The 15,664-nt window shown below is 47.1% G+C and carries 16 protein-coding genes; 9 read left to right on the forward strand and 7 right to left on the reverse strand.

Annotated features, from left to right (window positions below; translation table 11 throughout):
- Window position 1 precedes the first annotated feature (1 nt).
- The 4 genes from MJ769_RS06235 to MJ769_RS06250 form a co-directional block, all read right to left on the reverse strand.
- Window positions 2–151, reverse strand: coding sequence for a DUF5989 family protein (locus MJ769_RS06235; RefSeq protein ID WP_239235295.1), 150 nt, complete (start codon window positions 149–151; stop codon window positions 2–4).
- 9 nt (window positions 152–160) lie between these two features.
- A complete protein-coding gene (locus MJ769_RS06240; protein WP_239235297.1) occupies window positions 161–556 on the reverse strand; it encodes an SxtJ family membrane protein in 396 nt (131 codons plus the stop codon).
- A gap of 98 nt (window positions 557–654) precedes the next feature.
- The gene (locus MJ769_RS06245) at window positions 655–1,383 is read right to left on the reverse strand and encodes a thymidylate kinase (protein ID WP_239235299.1); all 729 of its coding nucleotides are present in this window, start codon (window positions 1,381–1,383) and stop codon (window positions 655–657) included.
- A gap of 400 nt (window positions 1,384–1,783) precedes the next feature.
- On the reverse strand, window positions 1,784–1,924 hold the full coding sequence (locus tag MJ769_RS06250; RefSeq protein ID WP_239235301.1) for a hypothetical protein: 141 nt from the start codon (window positions 1,922–1,924) through the stop codon (window positions 1,784–1,786).
- Between the two features lie 151 nt (window positions 1,925–2,075).
- On the opposite strand from MJ769_RS06250, the gene cfa reads away from it, so the two are divergent.
- On the forward strand, window positions 2,076–3,248 hold the full coding sequence (cfa, locus tag MJ769_RS06255; protein ID WP_256445693.1) for a cyclopropane fatty acyl phospholipid synthase: 1,173 nt from the start codon (window positions 2,076–2,078) through the stop codon (window positions 3,246–3,248).
- A gap of 515 nt (window positions 3,249–3,763) precedes the next feature.
- Here cfa and MJ769_RS06260 read toward each other — a convergent pair.
- Both MJ769_RS06260 and MJ769_RS06265 read right to left on the reverse strand, forming a co-directional pair.
- A complete protein-coding gene (locus MJ769_RS06260; protein ID WP_239235304.1) occupies window positions 3,764–5,179 on the reverse strand; it encodes a cytochrome c in 1,416 nt (471 codons plus the stop codon).
- Between the two features lie 271 nt (window positions 5,180–5,450).
- Window positions 5,451–6,833 carry an SLC13 family permease gene (locus MJ769_RS06265; RefSeq protein WP_239235306.1) on the reverse strand — a complete coding sequence of 461 codons (1,383 nt, stop codon included), beginning with the start codon at window positions 6,831–6,833 and terminating at the stop codon, window positions 5,451–5,453.
- A gap of 364 nt (window positions 6,834–7,197) precedes the next feature.
- On the opposite strand from MJ769_RS06265, the gene gldC (MJ769_RS06270) reads away from it, so the two are divergent.
- The 4 genes from gldC (MJ769_RS06270) to MJ769_RS06285 all read left to right on the forward strand — a co-directional run bounded on the left by gldC (MJ769_RS06270) (window position 7,198) and on the right by MJ769_RS06285 (window position 9,353).
- Window positions 7,198–7,554 carry a gliding motility protein GldC gene (gene gldC, locus MJ769_RS06270; protein ID WP_239235307.1) on the forward strand — a complete coding sequence of 119 codons (357 nt, stop codon included), beginning with the start codon at window positions 7,198–7,200 and terminating at the stop codon, window positions 7,552–7,554.
- Window positions 7,555–7,867: 313 nt separating this feature from the next.
- On the forward strand, window positions 7,868–8,209 hold the full coding sequence (gene gldC, locus MJ769_RS06275; RefSeq protein ID WP_239235309.1) for a gliding motility protein GldC: 342 nt from the start codon (window positions 7,868–7,870) through the stop codon (window positions 8,207–8,209).
- Window positions 8,210–8,290: 81 nt separating this feature from the next.
- Window positions 8,291–8,512 carry a hypothetical protein gene (locus MJ769_RS06280; protein WP_239235311.1) on the forward strand — a complete coding sequence of 74 codons (222 nt, stop codon included), beginning with the start codon at window positions 8,291–8,293 and terminating at the stop codon, window positions 8,510–8,512.
- Between the two features lie 22 nt (window positions 8,513–8,534).
- Window positions 8,535–9,353 carry an undecaprenyl-diphosphate phosphatase gene (locus MJ769_RS06285; RefSeq protein WP_239235313.1) on the forward strand — a complete coding sequence of 273 codons (819 nt, stop codon included), beginning with the start codon at window positions 8,535–8,537 and terminating at the stop codon, window positions 9,351–9,353.
- A 38-nt stretch (window positions 9,354–9,391) separates the two neighbouring features.
- Here MJ769_RS06285 and MJ769_RS06290 read toward each other — a convergent pair whose 3' ends face one another.
- A complete protein-coding gene (locus MJ769_RS06290) occupies window positions 9,392–9,844 on the reverse strand; it encodes a rhodanese-like domain-containing protein (RefSeq protein WP_239235314.1) in 453 nt (150 codons plus the stop codon).
- 394 nt (window positions 9,845–10,238) lie between these two features.
- Here MJ769_RS06290 and glnA point away from each other — a divergent pair, with 394 nt between their 5' ends.
- The 4 genes from glnA (at window position 10,239) to glgA (ending at window position 15,586) form a co-directional block, all read left to right on the forward strand.
- On the forward strand, window positions 10,239–11,660 hold the full coding sequence (gene glnA, locus MJ769_RS06295) for a type I glutamate--ammonia ligase (RefSeq protein WP_239235316.1): 1,422 nt from the start codon (window positions 10,239–10,241) through the stop codon (window positions 11,658–11,660).
- Window positions 11,661–11,941: 281 nt separating this feature from the next.
- Window positions 11,942–13,477: a 2-isopropylmalate synthase gene (locus tag MJ769_RS06300; protein ID WP_239235318.1), complete on the forward strand. Its 1,536-nt coding sequence runs from the start codon at window positions 11,942–11,944 to the stop codon at window positions 13,475–13,477.
- Between the two features lie 225 nt (window positions 13,478–13,702).
- Complete coding sequence (locus MJ769_RS06305) at window positions 13,703–13,894, forward strand: hypothetical protein (protein WP_239235320.1); 192 nt, start codon at window positions 13,703–13,705, stop codon at window positions 13,892–13,894.
- Window positions 13,895–14,140: 246 nt separating this feature from the next.
- Window positions 14,141–15,586 carry a glycogen synthase GlgA gene (gene glgA, locus MJ769_RS06310; RefSeq protein ID WP_239235322.1) on the forward strand — a complete coding sequence of 482 codons (1,446 nt, stop codon included), beginning with the start codon at window positions 14,141–14,143 and terminating at the stop codon, window positions 15,584–15,586.
- Window positions 15,587–15,664: the final 78 nt, after the last annotated feature.

Here is a 15,664-nt window from a genome sequence, read left to right on the forward strand (position 1 = left end):
ATTAAAACAGGGTGTAAATAAATGGGGCCAGAACAGAGCCTTGTCCTAAAACAAGCAAGCCACCCAATAAAATGATAACGAGAATTATCGGCGCAAGCCAAAGTTTCTTGCGCTTACGTAAAAAAATGAACATCTCTTTTAGAAAGCTCATATCTCCACCTCAAAATTGATTTTTAAATGATTCGCTATCCGTATTGGTATCTATTGGTCTAATCCAGTATGTTTCTGAATCGGATCTGCGAAGCTTTAATTCATCCCGACCAAATAACCTTGACATTAACGCAATGGGCGTTAAAAGTCCGAAGAAAATAATGCCTAATACGATCGGGCTTACTACCTTGCCCAATGCATGCCCCAGAAAAAACCACGCTCTGTTTAAGGGGGTTAGGAGAGACCAGTTTAGAAAGCTCGCGGCCAAAAAAAACAAGCTTATGAGAGAGAAAGAAATTGCCGCTATGGAATAGCCATGCTTAATGTAGCCATACAGAGCCAAAGCAAAAAAAACGCCTGTAAATAATAAGCCGAATTTTTTATTGGATGGGAGTTGAACGTTCATGTGCAACGTATTTCAGTTGTTAAATATGGTTGATTGAACTAACACGGGCATTATGTATTTCATTTATTAAGAAGCAGACTCCGGCTCGCGGTGCAGCGTCAAGTGGTATGGGACGTAAAGCCACGTGCGGTGAGTGTGCGGGTCACCGCTGCCTTGGCCGCCGCCAAGACTTCAGCTAATGGCAGAGTGGCATCTACATCGACAATTGGCGCGCCGTTGAACTTTAGCAGCGGTATGGCGGCTACCTTGTCGCGCAGTAATTCGCGGCGGTGATCGGGTTTGCGTGCACACGCGGTATCCAAGTCAACATTGAGGCGGATCACGAGATCAGGGCGAAAGCTGGTCATCCACTCATAGGCAGCCTGCTCGCGCCGTGCCAGCCAACGCACTACCGCACTGCCTGACGCTGCGGCAGACAAATCTGTGCTATCTGAAGCGCCAAGCAGATCCAATTGCGGGTAGCGGTCGGTCACGATGATCAGACCCTTACGCCGTAACGCGAGCATGCGCTTAAATCTATACAGTCGTCGTAGCAAAAAGGCCATGAGCACCAGTGCGATAAAAACCCCGGGGGCTTTCTTTCTGTCACGCTGGGAGCGGGTTTTGTCGGTCTTGCGCACGATTACGCGACCCATCCATGGTCCGACTAGTGGCCATCGGGCTATAGCACGGCCGATATTGCCCGATTGTTTGCCCAAGTGAGCCGTTGCCGCCGGACCATAGCCGCGCACCCAAGCCAGGATTTCCTCGCTCACAGTGGACTTACCCGATCCATCGCAGCCGATGATGGCAATCAGCGGAGCCAATTCTTTACGGTCAATCGGCATAATAAAATTTCATCGAAAGTCACGAAAATCGGCTGCCCGGGCCGTACTCAAAAAAGATAACTACCGCGCCAATGACGATACCGCAGATCTGATAATCGCGGTGCGCCTTAGGCAATTACTCATGGTCACACGCAAACTCCAACTGATACATGTTATTCATTGGAATGGGCGGCAGGATACGGGGATTCTCAACCGAACCGACCTCATGAGGCTGACCGGGGCGGCAAGCCGACCCGCATTTTAGAGCAGCATCGTTATCAGCATCAAGATTAAGATATCCTGAAGCTTGCATATTTCTTATTTTACTATAACTCAACTTTATAGGCGCCCTATAGCCATTCAGCATCAGCAAAAGCGGTTAATAGATATGCAAAAAACGTAACCACTCACCCCTTAAAAATTATTCAGAAAGTACTTGGCAGGTTTGGGGGGCGCAGCCGGGTTGAAAAATAAAAACAATTTCGAGCATTTTTGCATTGATGGCAGGATTGCGCGCAGTGTAGACCGTCATGAACAGTCCGCTCATGATGGTCGAACTCATACTTGCCTTCTTTCTGGAGCGCACCCCTAATAAGGAATACGGGAGAGCCCGCCATCATCGACAAGCCAGCCGGCAAACATGGCAAAATGGCCAAGTCAGACGCTCCATGATTGCTATCCAAATGGCTTCGGCTGGTGAGTAGTTGTCTTGTTTGTTCTTAATTTGTTCGATTAATCGAAGATCAAAAATAAAAAAAGGAAAAACGTTAATGAAAAAAGCCGAACAAGCTGTTCGTAATATTTTTTCCCTTGCGGATATAAATATTAATGGCGAACGAGTATTTGATATTCAAATTAGTCGCCCTGAATTCTATGAGCGATTTTTGGCGGATGGCGTTATTGGTTTCGGTGAATCTTACATGGAAGGCTGGTGGGATTGCGAGGCGCTCGATGTAATGATAGACAAGGTACTGCGCGCTGATCTCGAGCACGCAGTCTCTCCATATAAAATGATATTACCGTTTGTATTATCAAAAGTGATAAACCATCAGCGCCGTTCTCGCGCTTTTAAAATTGGTGAGTTTCACTATGATTTAGGCAATGACCTATATCAAAAAATGCTGGATAAACGCATGACCTACACCTGTGGTTACTGGAAAAATGCCCATGACCTGGAATCAGCGCAAGAAGCGAAACTGGATTTAGTGTGCCGCAAGATGGGGTTGCAACCTGGAATGCGAGTTTTGGATATCGGTTGTGGCTGGGGCAGTTTTGCCGCATTTGCAGCGGAAAAATATAAAGTTCAAGTATTGGGTGTAACGGTATCTAAGGAACAAATCGAACTTGGACAACAAATGTGTCATGGCCTTGATGTCGAATTGCGTTTGCAGGATTACCGAGATGTTAGCGGTCAATTCGATCGCATAGTTTCTCTGGGTATGTTCGAACATGTCGGGCTAAAGAACTATGCAACTTACATGCAACAGGTTCGCCGTCTGCTTGTCGACGACGGTTTATTTTTATTACACACCATCGGTACCAATACACCCAAGACCAGCGTCGATCCATGGACCGATAAATATATATTTCCTGGCGGAATGTTACCTACGATAAAACAGATAGCTACGGCCAGCGAAGGTGTTTTCGTAACGGAAGATCTACATAATTTTGGAACAGATTATGACCGTACGCTGATGGCTTGGATGGCAAACGTGGATGCCAACAAAACGGCATTGAAGCAAACGGGCTACGACGAACATTTTTACCGTATGTGGCGTTTTTTCTTACTCGGCGCTGCCGGTGGCTTTCGTTCGCATCGAAATCACCTATGGCAAATTGTCTACTCTAAGCGTGGTGTAGATAACGGCTATCGGTCAATACGCTAGTGGATAGGCGAACTACTTCCGCTATCGTAACTCTAGGTGCTAGGTAACGGGTCGAGTCGCTTGATTAATGCATTAAGCTTAAGGGTATCGAATTAGCGAATGAAATAGACGAGGTCTGTAGATTTAGTATTAATCAAGTAACTGGACCCATTATTTTTATTCAGCACAACAGCTGCGCAAAAATGTTTCAAATGAAAATTAGGTTGTTACTGTGATGTCCAGACTATATCTCGCTGCTCTGTTTTAAAACTTGCTTCTACCCCACATCAGGGCGGGAGCACTGAAATTAAACTAAGCCCCGGCTTCCCTTTAAGCTTGTGGCAGGTAGAGCATTGTTCTTGAACCAGCCACTTGCCGAATCCATTTCCCTCAACGGACAGTGCGGTCGATCAAAGGAAAACAAAGAAAACCACTATCAAAATTGAAAAGCAAGGAAAGCTAGATCTGCATGATCGTCAGATTTCGCATACCTTGCCCTTCAAATAACTATTAATAACGAAAACTCAGGAAATTGTTTAGTTCGAGAAACTCCTAATGTAATTAATCAATTGCCATGTTTCTTCATCTTTAAGGTTTTTGAAGGCAGGCATGGCGGTTCCTGGAGAGCCCCCCTTGATGACGCCAAACATTTGCCCATCGGAAATGTTCTTCATAGTCTCCGAGCAGGTGAAATTCCGGGGCGCAGGATTGAGGCCTGACCCTCCAGGTCCCTTGCCATCCCCACTTTTTCCATGACAAAGCGCGCAGGCCATGGGCTTAGCCGTTTTATTAAACAATGTTTCTCCCGCTTTCAGATTGGCGGGTATCGGCTGTAGGGGATTTTTCATACTCATGTATTCTGAGGAAACCGCTTTGGTATTGCGGTTTTGTGGACAGTCTCCAGATTTTTTCGTCCCCGCCGCTGCCACCACTTTTGCCTCACCTTTGAAGGTTTCCCTCATATAAGCTATGACATCAGCAACGCCTTGAGATTTTAGAGTAAGGCCCCAGTAAGGCATATAGTGGGATTTTCCAACCGCCTTGCCGCCGTAATAGACTATGTTGTAGAGATAATCCAGAGGATATTGATCTAAAGCCGTTTTGGCGTGAACAGCGGGTTTGGGTTCCAGGCCCGATGCCGCCGGCCCGTCGCCTTCTCCTTTGGGACCGTGACACTGCGAGCAATATTCTTTATAAATGGTCTTACCTCGACTGGCACTGGCGTTTTGAAAATGTTCGCTCTTCCAAGGCTCATAAAATTTAAAACTATCGTCCCCTTCTGTGGCTATAAAACCTGAAATGTAATAAAGCCCAAGTTCGCTCACATCGGCCACAAATTCACCACTATGAGGAACAAAGTCCGGCGGGTTGGAGTTAAAACGCAAGATCCAGTCCTTATTCAGCCGTTTTCCTACATTGACGAAGGTCGCGCTTTGCGGCCCACCCAGTTTTTTCCCGTCGTCCATGATCTGATGACATCCGGTACAAGAATGGTCAATGAACAACTGCCTGCCGAAGGCAGCATGCTGTTCCGTGAAATGAGATAGGTCGAGGGCGTCCTTTTTGACTCGCGGATCCATAAAATGCTTTTTAAAATAATCTGCCACCAATTCCGCGTTATCTTTGGACAAGACCACGTGTTTCTCGGCCTTGGCCGATTCATCCCACCGGTAATTTTTCGGATAGACGTTTTCTTCATTACCGGTCAAGAAGCTTACTAACCAGGGACGTTTGAATTTGACTCCACCCCACATTAAATCCGGCGCTTTGAGCTCAAATCGGGATTTTCCCTCTCCGGTAGTTCTATGGCAAATAGAGCATTGGTTTTTTATGATTTGTTCGGCGTTCTCTTCGCTACTGGCCGAAACTAAATTTGGCGTAATTGAGAAAATTAAAAGAAAATGGAAACAAAAAAATCCCACAATTTTTTTGATTTTAATTCGTTGAAACATAATGCCTCCTTATGTATAGAAATTTCACTCCGAAAAAACTCAATAATTCATTATTCATTTCTGAATAATTTTGTGACTTAATCTCCATCAAATTACGCCCACTCTTTGAGCCAATAGAAACTTCAACAAACAAGGAACGCCTGTTCAATCTGTGTAAAAGCGGTTGTCGGCTTACTTGTAAGGAAGTCCAGCGGGTAAACGCAGTTTGCGCGATGAACTTGAGGAAGTCAATTGTCAAGTCCCGCTTGTTTATAAACGCGAGACTTCGGGGTCAGGCGACCAGGGTAAAGTAACACACCGTGGTAATCACGAGCGCTCCAATAAGATTGAGCGCTAGCCCTTCTCGCGCCATTTGCTGAATGCTGACTTTGCCAGTACCAAAAATGACGGAGTTGGGGGCAGTCGCAACCGGCAACATAAAAGCGCAACTGGCACTGATTGCTGCTGGTACCATTAATACAGCAGGTTCAATATTTGCAGCGATTGCGGCTGCAGCCAGAATCGGCATGAGTAACGTTGTTGTTGCGGTGTTGCTGGTCGCTTCAGTAAGAAAAGTGATAAAAAGACAAATAGCGCCGATCATCAAATAAGGGTGTAAATCTGTCGGGCCGGTAAGCATTTGTCCCAATTGCCCGCTAAGCCCTGAAACCACGAATCCTTTAGCTAGACAAATTCCTCCTCCAAACAACAGCAGCACTCCCCAGGGAATTTTGACTGCAGTTTCCCAATTCAGCAATCGTTCACCTCGTCCATTGGGCACCAAAAACATAACGACAACCGCAATCAACGCTACAGATGCATCATTTGCCTGAGGTAAGTCTAACCATTTACTCCAGCCTCCGAACGGCTCAGAGCGTGTGATCCACGCAAGCGCCGTCAATGCGAACAACCCCAATACTCTTTTTTCCTCACTCCGCCAATTCCCAGGCTCAGGTAGTACGAGCGATTTTCTGTGGGTCAAGTTACGGGTCAACCAAAAACCCATTATGGGCAAGAACAACACGACGATCGGCAACGACCAGCCCATCCATTGGGTAAACCCAATCTCAGTACCCACATTCTCCGAATAAACCTGCATAAAGATAAGATTGGGAGGGGTGCCGATCGGGGTGCCAATTCCGCCCAAGCTGGCGGCATAAGCCATCCCTAGTAGCAGTGGCACCGCTAATTGCTTGTCTTCGGAGCGCTCCAGCACAGCCAGGGCAACAGGCAAGAGCATCAAGGCAGTTGCTGTGTTGGATATCCACATGCTCAGACATGCCGATGCCAGCATAAATCCAAACACGACTCTTCTACTACTGTGCGCCCCGGTAAGCCGCATAAGATGTAATGCTACCCGCCGATGCGCGCCACTGGAAGACATCGCCATAGAGAGCATAAACCCGCCCAGCAATAACAGGATTAGTGGGCTACCATAGGCTTCTCCTACCTGCTTTGGCGAAAGAACGCCAACTAGCGGTAAAATTGATAGCGGTAACAGCGAAGTAACCGGGATCGGAATGGGCTCAAATATCCACCAAATGATACAAACTACCGCAACCGCTGCGCACCAGCCAGCATCAGAATCGGCGCCTTGCTGTCCCAGCAGAAAAAATAACAGCGCGCCCAGCATTGGGCCTGCAAAAAGTGCGATTCTAGCAAGCTTCTTTCCCATGAAAATATTACCTGTCCGTAAAGCTCGATAGTTGGCTTATTCCGGCAATCGGAAACGTCAGTCAGTTTAATAGCTAAACAGGGGATATTCTAATGTGTGAGTAAAACTAATAGAGCGCTCACCAGATCGGAATGACGCCATCTTTGCGGTTTATGCGACGGGAAGTTATTCATTCCAGCAAATTGCCAAGCAATTCGGGGTACACTTCACAACGGTCGGTAGAGTTGTTAGGCAAGGAGGAGGGTGGTGAGGGTGGAAGTAAGTCCGGCAGGCTGCTAGAAGATCACCTGACCTGGCCACTTTCTTTTTAATTGCTTGAAAACTCTCCCACTGACATTCGACGACATCTTGAAATCCATGCCAAATGAAAAAATCTGAAATTAAATTCACCATCACCCGCGACGACAAAAAGGTACCCGAAAAAATCGACTGGAGTTCATCTGATATCCAGGAACTAACAGCCGCATCTAATGCAATAATGATTGCTCTTTGGGATGGCAAGGAGCGGAATACGCTGCGTATTGATCTATGGACTAAAAGCATGATGAAAGAGGATATGAAGAAGTTTTATCATCAAAGTCTTTTATTCATGGCAGATAACTTTGAACGTGCAACCGGAGATGTGGAAGCCTCACAAGCGATGCGAAATTTTGCGCAGATGCTGGGCGAAAAAATGAATCTGGTTATGGAAAATAAATTTTTTGCTCTAAAAAACGATTAAATCAACCAAAGTTTCCATTTCACTCCTAATAACATTCCAGCACCGATACTTCGTAGGGTTGTTACATATAGCGCCTGAATTTTTCTGTACATAATATTTTTATATTTCATTTTTTCAGTTAAGCTTGCAACCCTTTTTCTTCATCCAATGCTCACAATTTCATCAGTTCATGCTGTGGATAACGGTCTGGTTGGTGCAGGCTTCAAGTGGACAGGGAAATCGTATCAAGATCGCCCCGACAGGACATGCATTAGCGGGGAGTCATTGGCTTAAAAGCCTTTCAACCAACATTTCTTTTAGGAGTTAATTAAAAATGACGAAATCTGAAATTAAATTCACAGTCACGCTTGACGACAACATGGTGGCAGAAAAAATTGACTGGAGCGCTTCTGATGCAAATCAGCACAACACGAGCAAAGGGGTAATGATTTCAGTTTGGGATACTAAGGAAAACAATACAATGCGTATTGATTTCTGGACTAAAGATATGATGGTTGAGGAAATGTGTCAGTTTTATCACCAGACTTTTTTATCAATGGCTGATACTTTTGAACGTGCTACCGGAGAAACGGATGCAGCGCAATCAATGCGTAATTTTGCCCAGCAGTTCGGCGAAAAAGTAAATCTGTTCGCGAATAAAAAATTTGATTCGTAACGTCAAGATTAAGCAAAATGTGCAGTTATACATTATGTTACCGTTAAATTATATTATTACAATTAAAGAGGAAAGAATATTATGAAAACAATCGGCGAACTAAAACAAGCTCTTGAAGACCTGCCAGATGATCGTGTGCTGAAGGCGCAGGTAATAGCCAAAAACGGGAGCGGGTGGACATTGGATGTCGAACTATGCGCTTCGGTACCGGTTGGCTCAAGTGCGCCAGGTGAATCAATGGCGGTGCTAAAACTAACCCATCCTGACTTGGAAACCATGCCAGAGTGGCCAGCACCTATGTGATACGGCACCTACCTAAGTCATTATGGATACCACCCTGCTTATTGTTGCCTTCATTCTCGGTATTATTGAAGGTCTGACCGAATTTCTGCCTATATCCAGTACTGGTCACCTGATCATTGCTGGCGACTTGCTCAACTTTAATGATGAGAGGGGCAAAGTATTCATGATCGTAATTCAGCTGGGTGCGATTTTGGCCGTGGTATGGGAATTCCGAGCCAAGCTATTGGCGGTGACACGTGGCTTAGTGGTGCGCGAACCTGTAGCCTGGCGCTTTGCCAGCAACTTGTTGGTGGCACTTATGCCAGCAGTTGTGCTTGGGTTAGTATTTCACCACTGGATCAAGACCTATCTGTTTAATCCTTATACAGTGGCGTTTGCGTTGATAGGGGGAGGGTTAGTGATTCTGTGGGTGGAAAAACGAGCATTTCACCCGCGAATTAAAAGTGTCGAAGATATGCGTTGGCAAGATGCAATCAAGATTGGATTTGCACAGTCGGTGGCCATGTTTCCTGGCGTTTCTCGCTCCGGTGCAACCATTATGGGCGGGATGATTTTTGGACTTGAGCGACGAGTTGCGACCGAGTTTTCTTTCTTTCTGGCTATTCCTACCATGTTCGGGGCAACAGTACTCGACCTTTACAAAAACTGGCATCTGCTATCAGCCAGCGATCTGCCCATATTCGCAGTAGGATTTATTGGCGCGTTTGTTAGTGCCTATCTGGCAATAGCAGCCTTACTTAAGTTCATTTCCAATCACACTTTTGTCGGGTTTGCTTGGTATCGCATTGCATTTGGTCTGCTGGTGCTGGTTACTGCCTATAGCGGAGTTATAGAATGGTAGGCTCTCCAAGCAATGAGCTGCCGATAGCCATTTAGAACTTAGCGCTGTTCCCACGGTAATTTATTTGTCCGCCAGCCACCTAGCACATTACGGTGCTTGTTAGCGTCTTTGTCACCTTCAAAGCCTTCCAGTACGTTGTAGGACTCGGCATAACCAGCTTCGGCCGCAGCTACAGCAGCACTATGAGATCGGGCGCCACTGCGGCATATGAATAATACCAATGCTTCTTTGTCCACTTGCTGCTCAAGCTGCGTTACGAAATGCGGATTGGGTTTCATGCCGGGATAAGTAGCCCACTCAATTTCCGCTGCATCGGGGATATGCCCCACCCAGTCCAGCTCAGCCCGTGTGCGCACGTCAACCAGTTTGCTGCTGGGCGCAATTTGCAGTATTTCGTAAGCTTCATTTGGCAGCAGAGCGCCCTCGTAGGGTAAGTTCATGTCTTTGGCGCGTTTTTGCGCGGCGTTCAAAATTTCTGTGATTTTCCCCACGACATTTCTCCATTATTGTTCGATATACAACCCGCAAGCATGGCTCGCGGAGGACGATTGCATACTATACTCAACACAGAAAAAATCCTATCCGCGTGTACCCTGCAAACTGCCAGTATCGAGATAATATAATGCCAATTCGGTAAGATTTAGTACAGGCATATGCGAACCGCACCGTTTTTCATCGTTATCATCAATCAAGCACTGAAATAGTGCACATATGCGGTAAGCGCCCCGAAAAGGAGCGCATATTTATATCCATTTATCTTTGCGGATATGGCAAAATACTGATTTTAGTGCTGGAATATGACGTTGAACACTACATGCTTGATTCCTAGGTTTAAGTTTGTTTGATTTTTCAGTTTGGTTATTAACGATTATGGAGAAAATGATTATGTCGAAGTCGGTTGCTGATGTTCTTAAGTTACTTAAAGACAACGAAGTTAAATTCGTTGATCTACGCTTTACTGATACCCGTGGCAAAGAACAGCACGTTTCGATTCCGGCACATGTGGTGTCAGATAGTGATGACTGGTTCGAGTCCGGCCACGCCTTTGACGGTTCATCTATCGCTGGCTGGAAAGGTATACAAGCTTCCGACATGCAGCTGATGGCCGATCCCGCATCCGCTTTCCTCGATCCTTTTATGGACGAAACTACATTGGTGATGACTTGCGACGTAGTGGAGCCGTCAGATGGCAAAGGTTATGATCGTGACCCACGCTCTATCGCCAAGCGTGCTGAAGCTTATTTGAAATCCACCGGAATAGGCGATACATGCTACTTTGGCCCTGAACCGGAGTTTTTCATTTTTGATTCAGTAAACTGGCAAGTGGATATGTCTGGTTGCTTCTGCAAAATTAATTCTGAAGAAGCAGCCTGGTCTTCAGCAGAAAAATTTGATAGTGGCAACACTGGCCATCGGCCAACGGTTAAGGGTGGTTACTTCCCCGTGCCCCCTGTCGATTCTTTACAAGACATGCGTTCTGCAATGTGCTTAATACTGGAAGAAATCGGCGTTCCTGTCGAAGTTCATCACCACGAAGTGGCGACCGCAGGCCAATGCGAAATTGGCACCCGTTTTGACAGTTTGGTAAATCGTGCCGATCAAACCCAGAAGCTTAAATATGTGGTGCACAACGTCGCACATCAATATGGCAAGACAGCGACCTTCATGCCCAAGCCGATTGTCGGTGATAACGGCTCAGGTATGCATGTCCATCAATCAATCTGGAAAGACGGCAAAAATCTGTTTGCAGGCAATGGATATGCAGGACTGTCTGAATTTGCCCTGTATTATATTGGCGGTATTATTAAGCATGCCCGCGCGCTTAACGCAATCACCAACCCCGGCACTAACTCCTACAAGCGTTTGGTTCCCGGCTTCGAAGCCCCAGTAAAACTGGCTTACTCAGCTCGAAACCGCTCTGCCTCGATTCGCATCCCTTTCGTGCAGAGTGATAAGGCGCGCCGTATTGAAGTGCGCTTCCCGGATCCAACTGCCAATTCTTATCTGGCTTTTACCGCCATGATGATGGCTGGTTTGGATGGTATACAAAATAAAATTCACCCAGGCGATCCTGCGGACAAAAATCTGTATGACTTGCCTCCAGAAGAGGATGCAAAAATCCCCACTGTCTGTTCCAGCCTTGAACAAGCTCTGGAAGCGCTGAATAATGATCGCGAGTTCCTGACCCGCGGTGGTGTGTTCTCCAATGACTTCATTGATGCTTACATTGATTTAAAAATGGAAGAGGTAACCCGTTATCGCATGACAACGCATCCAGTTGAATTTGACATGTACTACAGTCTGTAACGTTAATATTTGCAACGGGCTTCTCGAAAAAGCCCGTTCGCTTTGTTTGCTACAGAATAGGGCGTGAATATTGCGTAAGCAAACAAAAGTCGTTATATTCCAACTATGCATTTTTCTCGCCACATCTCGCAATTGCATTCTACATCCAGCCTTCTGGCTGCGCTGCTGCTGCGCGTCGCGCGCTAAATATACTACCTCCCCATAGTTTTGAAGCAGGCGGCATCCGGTCGAATTCTATTCGTCTGGATCGCGCGAATTAAATAATTGCAATGGAGTTCAGCATGAAAGAAAAATTAATAATATTTGATACTACCTTGCGCGATGGCGAACAAAGCCCTGGCGCGTCTATGACCAAGGAAGAAAAGATCCGCATCGCACGGCAATTGGAAAGGCTGGGCGTTGATGTGATCGAGGCAGGATTTGCTGCAGCCAGTCCGGGTGACGCAAACGCCATTCGCAGTGTTGCACAGCTGATTGAAAAATCTACGATATGCTCGTTGGCGCGCGCCACTGAAAGTGATGTTCGCGCTGCCGGTGAAGCGATCAAGCCAGCCAAGTCTGGTCGGATTCATATCTTTATCGCTACTTCACCTATACACATGAAAATGAAGTTGCGTATGCAAGCCGACCAAGTGGTGGAAGCGGCCGTGAAAGCGGTGAAGCTCGCACTGGAATATACCGACGACATCGAATTTTCTGCTGAGGATGCGGTGCGCTCGGAAATGGATTTTCTCGTCCGTATTTTTGATGCAGTTATTCAAGCGGGGGCGAAGACGCTGAACGTGCCGGATACGGTCGGTTACAGCATTCCGGCTTTGTGGGGCGAGCGCATCAAACAGTTGATTGAGCATGTGCCGAATTCCGGGAAAGTAGTGTGGTCCACCCATTGCCACAATGATCTCGGTATGGCGGTAGCCAATTCACTTGCTGCCGTAATGAACGGTGCGCGTCAGGTGGAATGCACCATCAACGGCTTGGGTGAGCGTGCAGGGAACGCCAGTCTGGAAGAAATCGTAATGGCGGTTAAGACGCGACGCGATGTGTTCAGTTGCGATTCGCGTATAGATACCACGCAAATTGTGCCGGCTTCCAAGCTTGTGTCCAGCATCACCGGTTATCCGGTGCAGCCTAACAAGGCGATTGTCGGCGCAAATGCTTTTGCGCATGAATCCGGTATTCATCAGGATGGTGTGCTAAAACACCGCGAGACTTACGAAATTATGCGTGCCGAAGATGTTGGCTGGAGCACGAACAAATTAACACTGGGCAAGCTTTCCGGTCGCAATGCGTTCCGTACACGATTGCAGGAACTTGACATCGTGCTGGAAAACGAGGAAGTGGTGAACAATGCCTTTGCGCGTTTCAAAGAATTGGCTGACCGTAAGCGTGAAATTTTTGATGAAGACTTGCAAGCCTTGGTCAGTGAAAGCGTGGTGGCGCAAGTTAGCGAGCATTATCGCTTGGTATCATTGCGCGCGCATTCTGAAACTGGACTTCTGCCAGTGGCGCAGGTGCGATTGAATGTGGGCGGAAAGGAGTTTGTTGCCGATGCTCAGGGGGGTGGGCCGGTAGATGCGGCGTTCAAGGCCATCGAGCAGATCGTGCAAAGTGGCATTGAACTGCAACTTTATTCGGTAAACAATATTACCAGTGGTACAGATGCGCAGGGTGAAGTGACCGTGCGGCTATCCAAGGGTGGTCGCATAGTCAATGGCCAAGGTGCAGACACTGATATCGTGGTGGCTTCCGCCAAGGCCTATCTTAATGCGCTGAATAAATTGGATAGTAAAGCGGAGCGCACGCATCCGCAGGTGTGATTGCTGACTGGATTGATGCACGAGAGGCACGTCACTAGACGTGCCGTTTTCTTTCCTGCCCCCTGCATTCGCAACGGCTCAAAGTAATTTCAATAGTCACTCCCCCTTAAAAATATAGGCTCTATCGTAGTTATCAGTTGGTTCTGGGCACGCATTTAAATATGAAAATTTTTTAGTCGATCATAAAAACGAGTAGCCGGATAATTCACTAAATTGGGGGTGATCATGTTGAATCAGATCATGCGCCCCTTGAAAGCACGTTGGCACAAGCTTGCGTTGGAAGACGGATTGCAGGATGTGCAACAGTGTCAGCAATTCCGCAATGATTTATCAGCGCTGCAAACGCAATTAAAGAAATATACCGGCATGCTGGCAGACATGGCTGGTGTTGAGGATTTAAGCGAACTGGAAAGTTAGAGAATTATCCAGGCGCAGCAGCTACATCTGCGTATGCATCATCATGACCAGGTGCTGGCAGTAATTCCAAGTATAATTCAGGGGTGACACTGTTTTGGTCTTGGTTTTAATTTAAGAAATATTGCTTTCGCCACCCTGAGTGGCTAATCTTCATTACCAATGTTAGGCCTTCACTGAAGCTGAAGCTTTCAACCTCACTCCCTCGTCACAGACTTAATTTACCCTCGAATTGAAATTGGAATAACGATGCACGTATTGTTTGCTACTTCTGAAGTCGCACCACTCATCAAAACTGGCGGCCTGGCCGATGTCAGTGCTGCGCTGCCGACGGCGCTGCATGAAATGGGCGTGGACATACGCATATTGTTGCCGGGTTATCCGCAAGTTTTAAAAGCGTTACCGCATCTTCATGTCGCTGCCAGAATTGCTATCCAGCCCGGCTTCCCGGCAGCGCGACTGCTGACGGGTTCGTTGCCTAATGGTGTTCCTCTATTAGTGATTGAATGTGCCGAGCTGTATGAACGTGGTGGAGGGGCTTATCTGGATGAACATGGTCTCGACTGGCCTGATAACGCCCTCCGATTCGGGTTGCTGTCAAAAATTGCTGCATTGCTGAGCTGTGCGGATACGCCACTTAAATGGAAGCCTGATATCGTTCATTGCAATGACTGGCAAACCGGACTTACCCCGGCCTATCTGCATTTTGCTGAGGGTGCTGCTCCTAGTGTAATGACTGTGCATAACCTTGCGTTTCAAGGCGTATTTCCGTCGCAGATGGTCACGGAATTGGGGTTGCCCGCTGAGTGTTATCAGCTTAACGGTGTGGAGTATTACGACAACCTGTCCTTTATGAAGGCAGGTTTGTATTATGCCGATCACATCACGACCGTGAGTCCGTCTTATGCCAAAGAAATTCAAACCGATGCACTGGGCTTCGGTCTGCAGGGCCTGCTCGCCAGCCGTCGAAAAGTTTTGACAGGCATCCTGAACGGTATTGATACCTCAGAGTGGAATCCCGCCACCGACCCTAACCTTGTCGATTCGTATGATGTCACTGATATCAGTGGAAAGTCCGCCAATAAACGCGAGTTACAAAAACGCATGGGATTGCACATTGATCCCGACCTGCCGTTGTTCGGATTAGTGGGCCGATTTACCCATCAGAAGGGCGTGGACTTGGTGCTGAAAATAGCGCCAGAATTGATTGCCTTGCCGGCGCAACTGGTATTGTTGGGTAATGGTGATGCGGAAATGCAGCGGACTGCACTGGGGCTCTCGCATCGATATTCCGGCCAGATCAGTGCTTACGTTGGCTTTGATGAGCCCTTGTCACACCTGATTGAAGCAGGGATAGACATTTTTTTAATGCCGTCGCGTTTCGAGCCATGTGGACTCAATCAGATGTATAGCCAACGCTATGGCACACCGCCACTGGTACATGCAACTGGCGGTCTGATAGACACAGTATTGGATTGCAACGCAGCTTCACTAAAACAGGGTCTTGCTAGCGGGTTCGTATTCCACAGCATGGATACGTCTAGCTTGTTGGCAACGGCACGACGTGCCGCGAAAGCCTATCATGACAAAAAAATCTGGCGGGCATTGCAGCATAATTGCATGCTTAAGGATTTTGGCTGGAATCAGAGTGCCTCAGCCTACCATGACATCTATACGAATTTGATGCGGCGATAACTGCACTTGCGTGAGCTTTATTTAGCATTTTGCTTCCGTCAGGTTTGTCCTTCAGCACTCAATGCGCGATGCCTGCTC

The sequence above is a fragment of the Candidatus Nitrotoga sp. BS genome (genome assembly GCF_927797785.1).
Classification (GTDB): Bacteria; Pseudomonadota; Gammaproteobacteria; order Burkholderiales; family Gallionellaceae; genus Nitrotoga.

Bases quoted from the DNA above. Each gene is read 5' to 3' on its own strand.
- MJ769_RS06235 (WP_239235295.1), bottom strand. From the start codon at position 151: ATGAGCTTTCTAAAAGAGATGTTCATTTTTTTACGTAAGCGCAAGAAA.
- MJ769_RS06240 (WP_239235297.1), bottom strand. From the start codon at position 556: ATGAACGTTCAACTCCCATCCAATAAAAAATTCGGCTTATTATTTACA.
- MJ769_RS06245 (WP_239235299.1), bottom strand. From the start codon at position 1,383: ATGCCGATTGACCGTAAAGAATTGGCTCCGCTGATTGCCATCATCGGC.
- MJ769_RS06250 (WP_239235301.1), bottom strand. From the start codon at position 1,924: ATGAGTTCGACCATCATGAGCGGACTGTTCATGACGGTCTACACTGCG.
- MJ769_RS06260 (WP_239235304.1), bottom strand. From the start codon at position 5,179: ATGTTTCAACGAATTAAAATCAAAAAAATTGTGGGATTTTTTTGTTTC.
- MJ769_RS06265 (WP_239235306.1), bottom strand. From the start codon at position 6,833: ATGGGAAAGAAGCTTGCTAGAATCGCACTTTTTGCAGGCCCAATGCTG.
- gldC (WP_239235307.1), top strand. From the start codon at position 7,198: ATGAAAAAATCTGAAATTAAATTCACCATCACCCGCGACGACAAAAAG.
- gldC (WP_239235309.1), top strand. From the start codon at position 7,868: ATGACGAAATCTGAAATTAAATTCACAGTCACGCTTGACGACAACATG.
- MJ769_RS06280 (WP_239235311.1), top strand. From the start codon at position 8,291: ATGAAAACAATCGGCGAACTAAAACAAGCTCTTGAAGACCTGCCAGAT.
- MJ769_RS06285 (WP_239235313.1), top strand. From the start codon at position 8,535: ATGGATACCACCCTGCTTATTGTTGCCTTCATTCTCGGTATTATTGAA.
- glnA (WP_239235316.1), top strand. From the start codon at position 10,239: ATGTCGAAGTCGGTTGCTGATGTTCTTAAGTTACTTAAAGACAACGAA.
- MJ769_RS06300 (WP_239235318.1), top strand. From the start codon at position 11,942: ATGAAAGAAAAATTAATAATATTTGATACTACCTTGCGCGATGGCGAA.
- MJ769_RS06305 (WP_239235320.1), top strand. From the start codon at position 13,703: ATGTTGAATCAGATCATGCGCCCCTTGAAAGCACGTTGGCACAAGCTT.
- glgA (WP_239235322.1), top strand. From the start codon at position 14,141: ATGCACGTATTGTTTGCTACTTCTGAAGTCGCACCACTCATCAAAACT.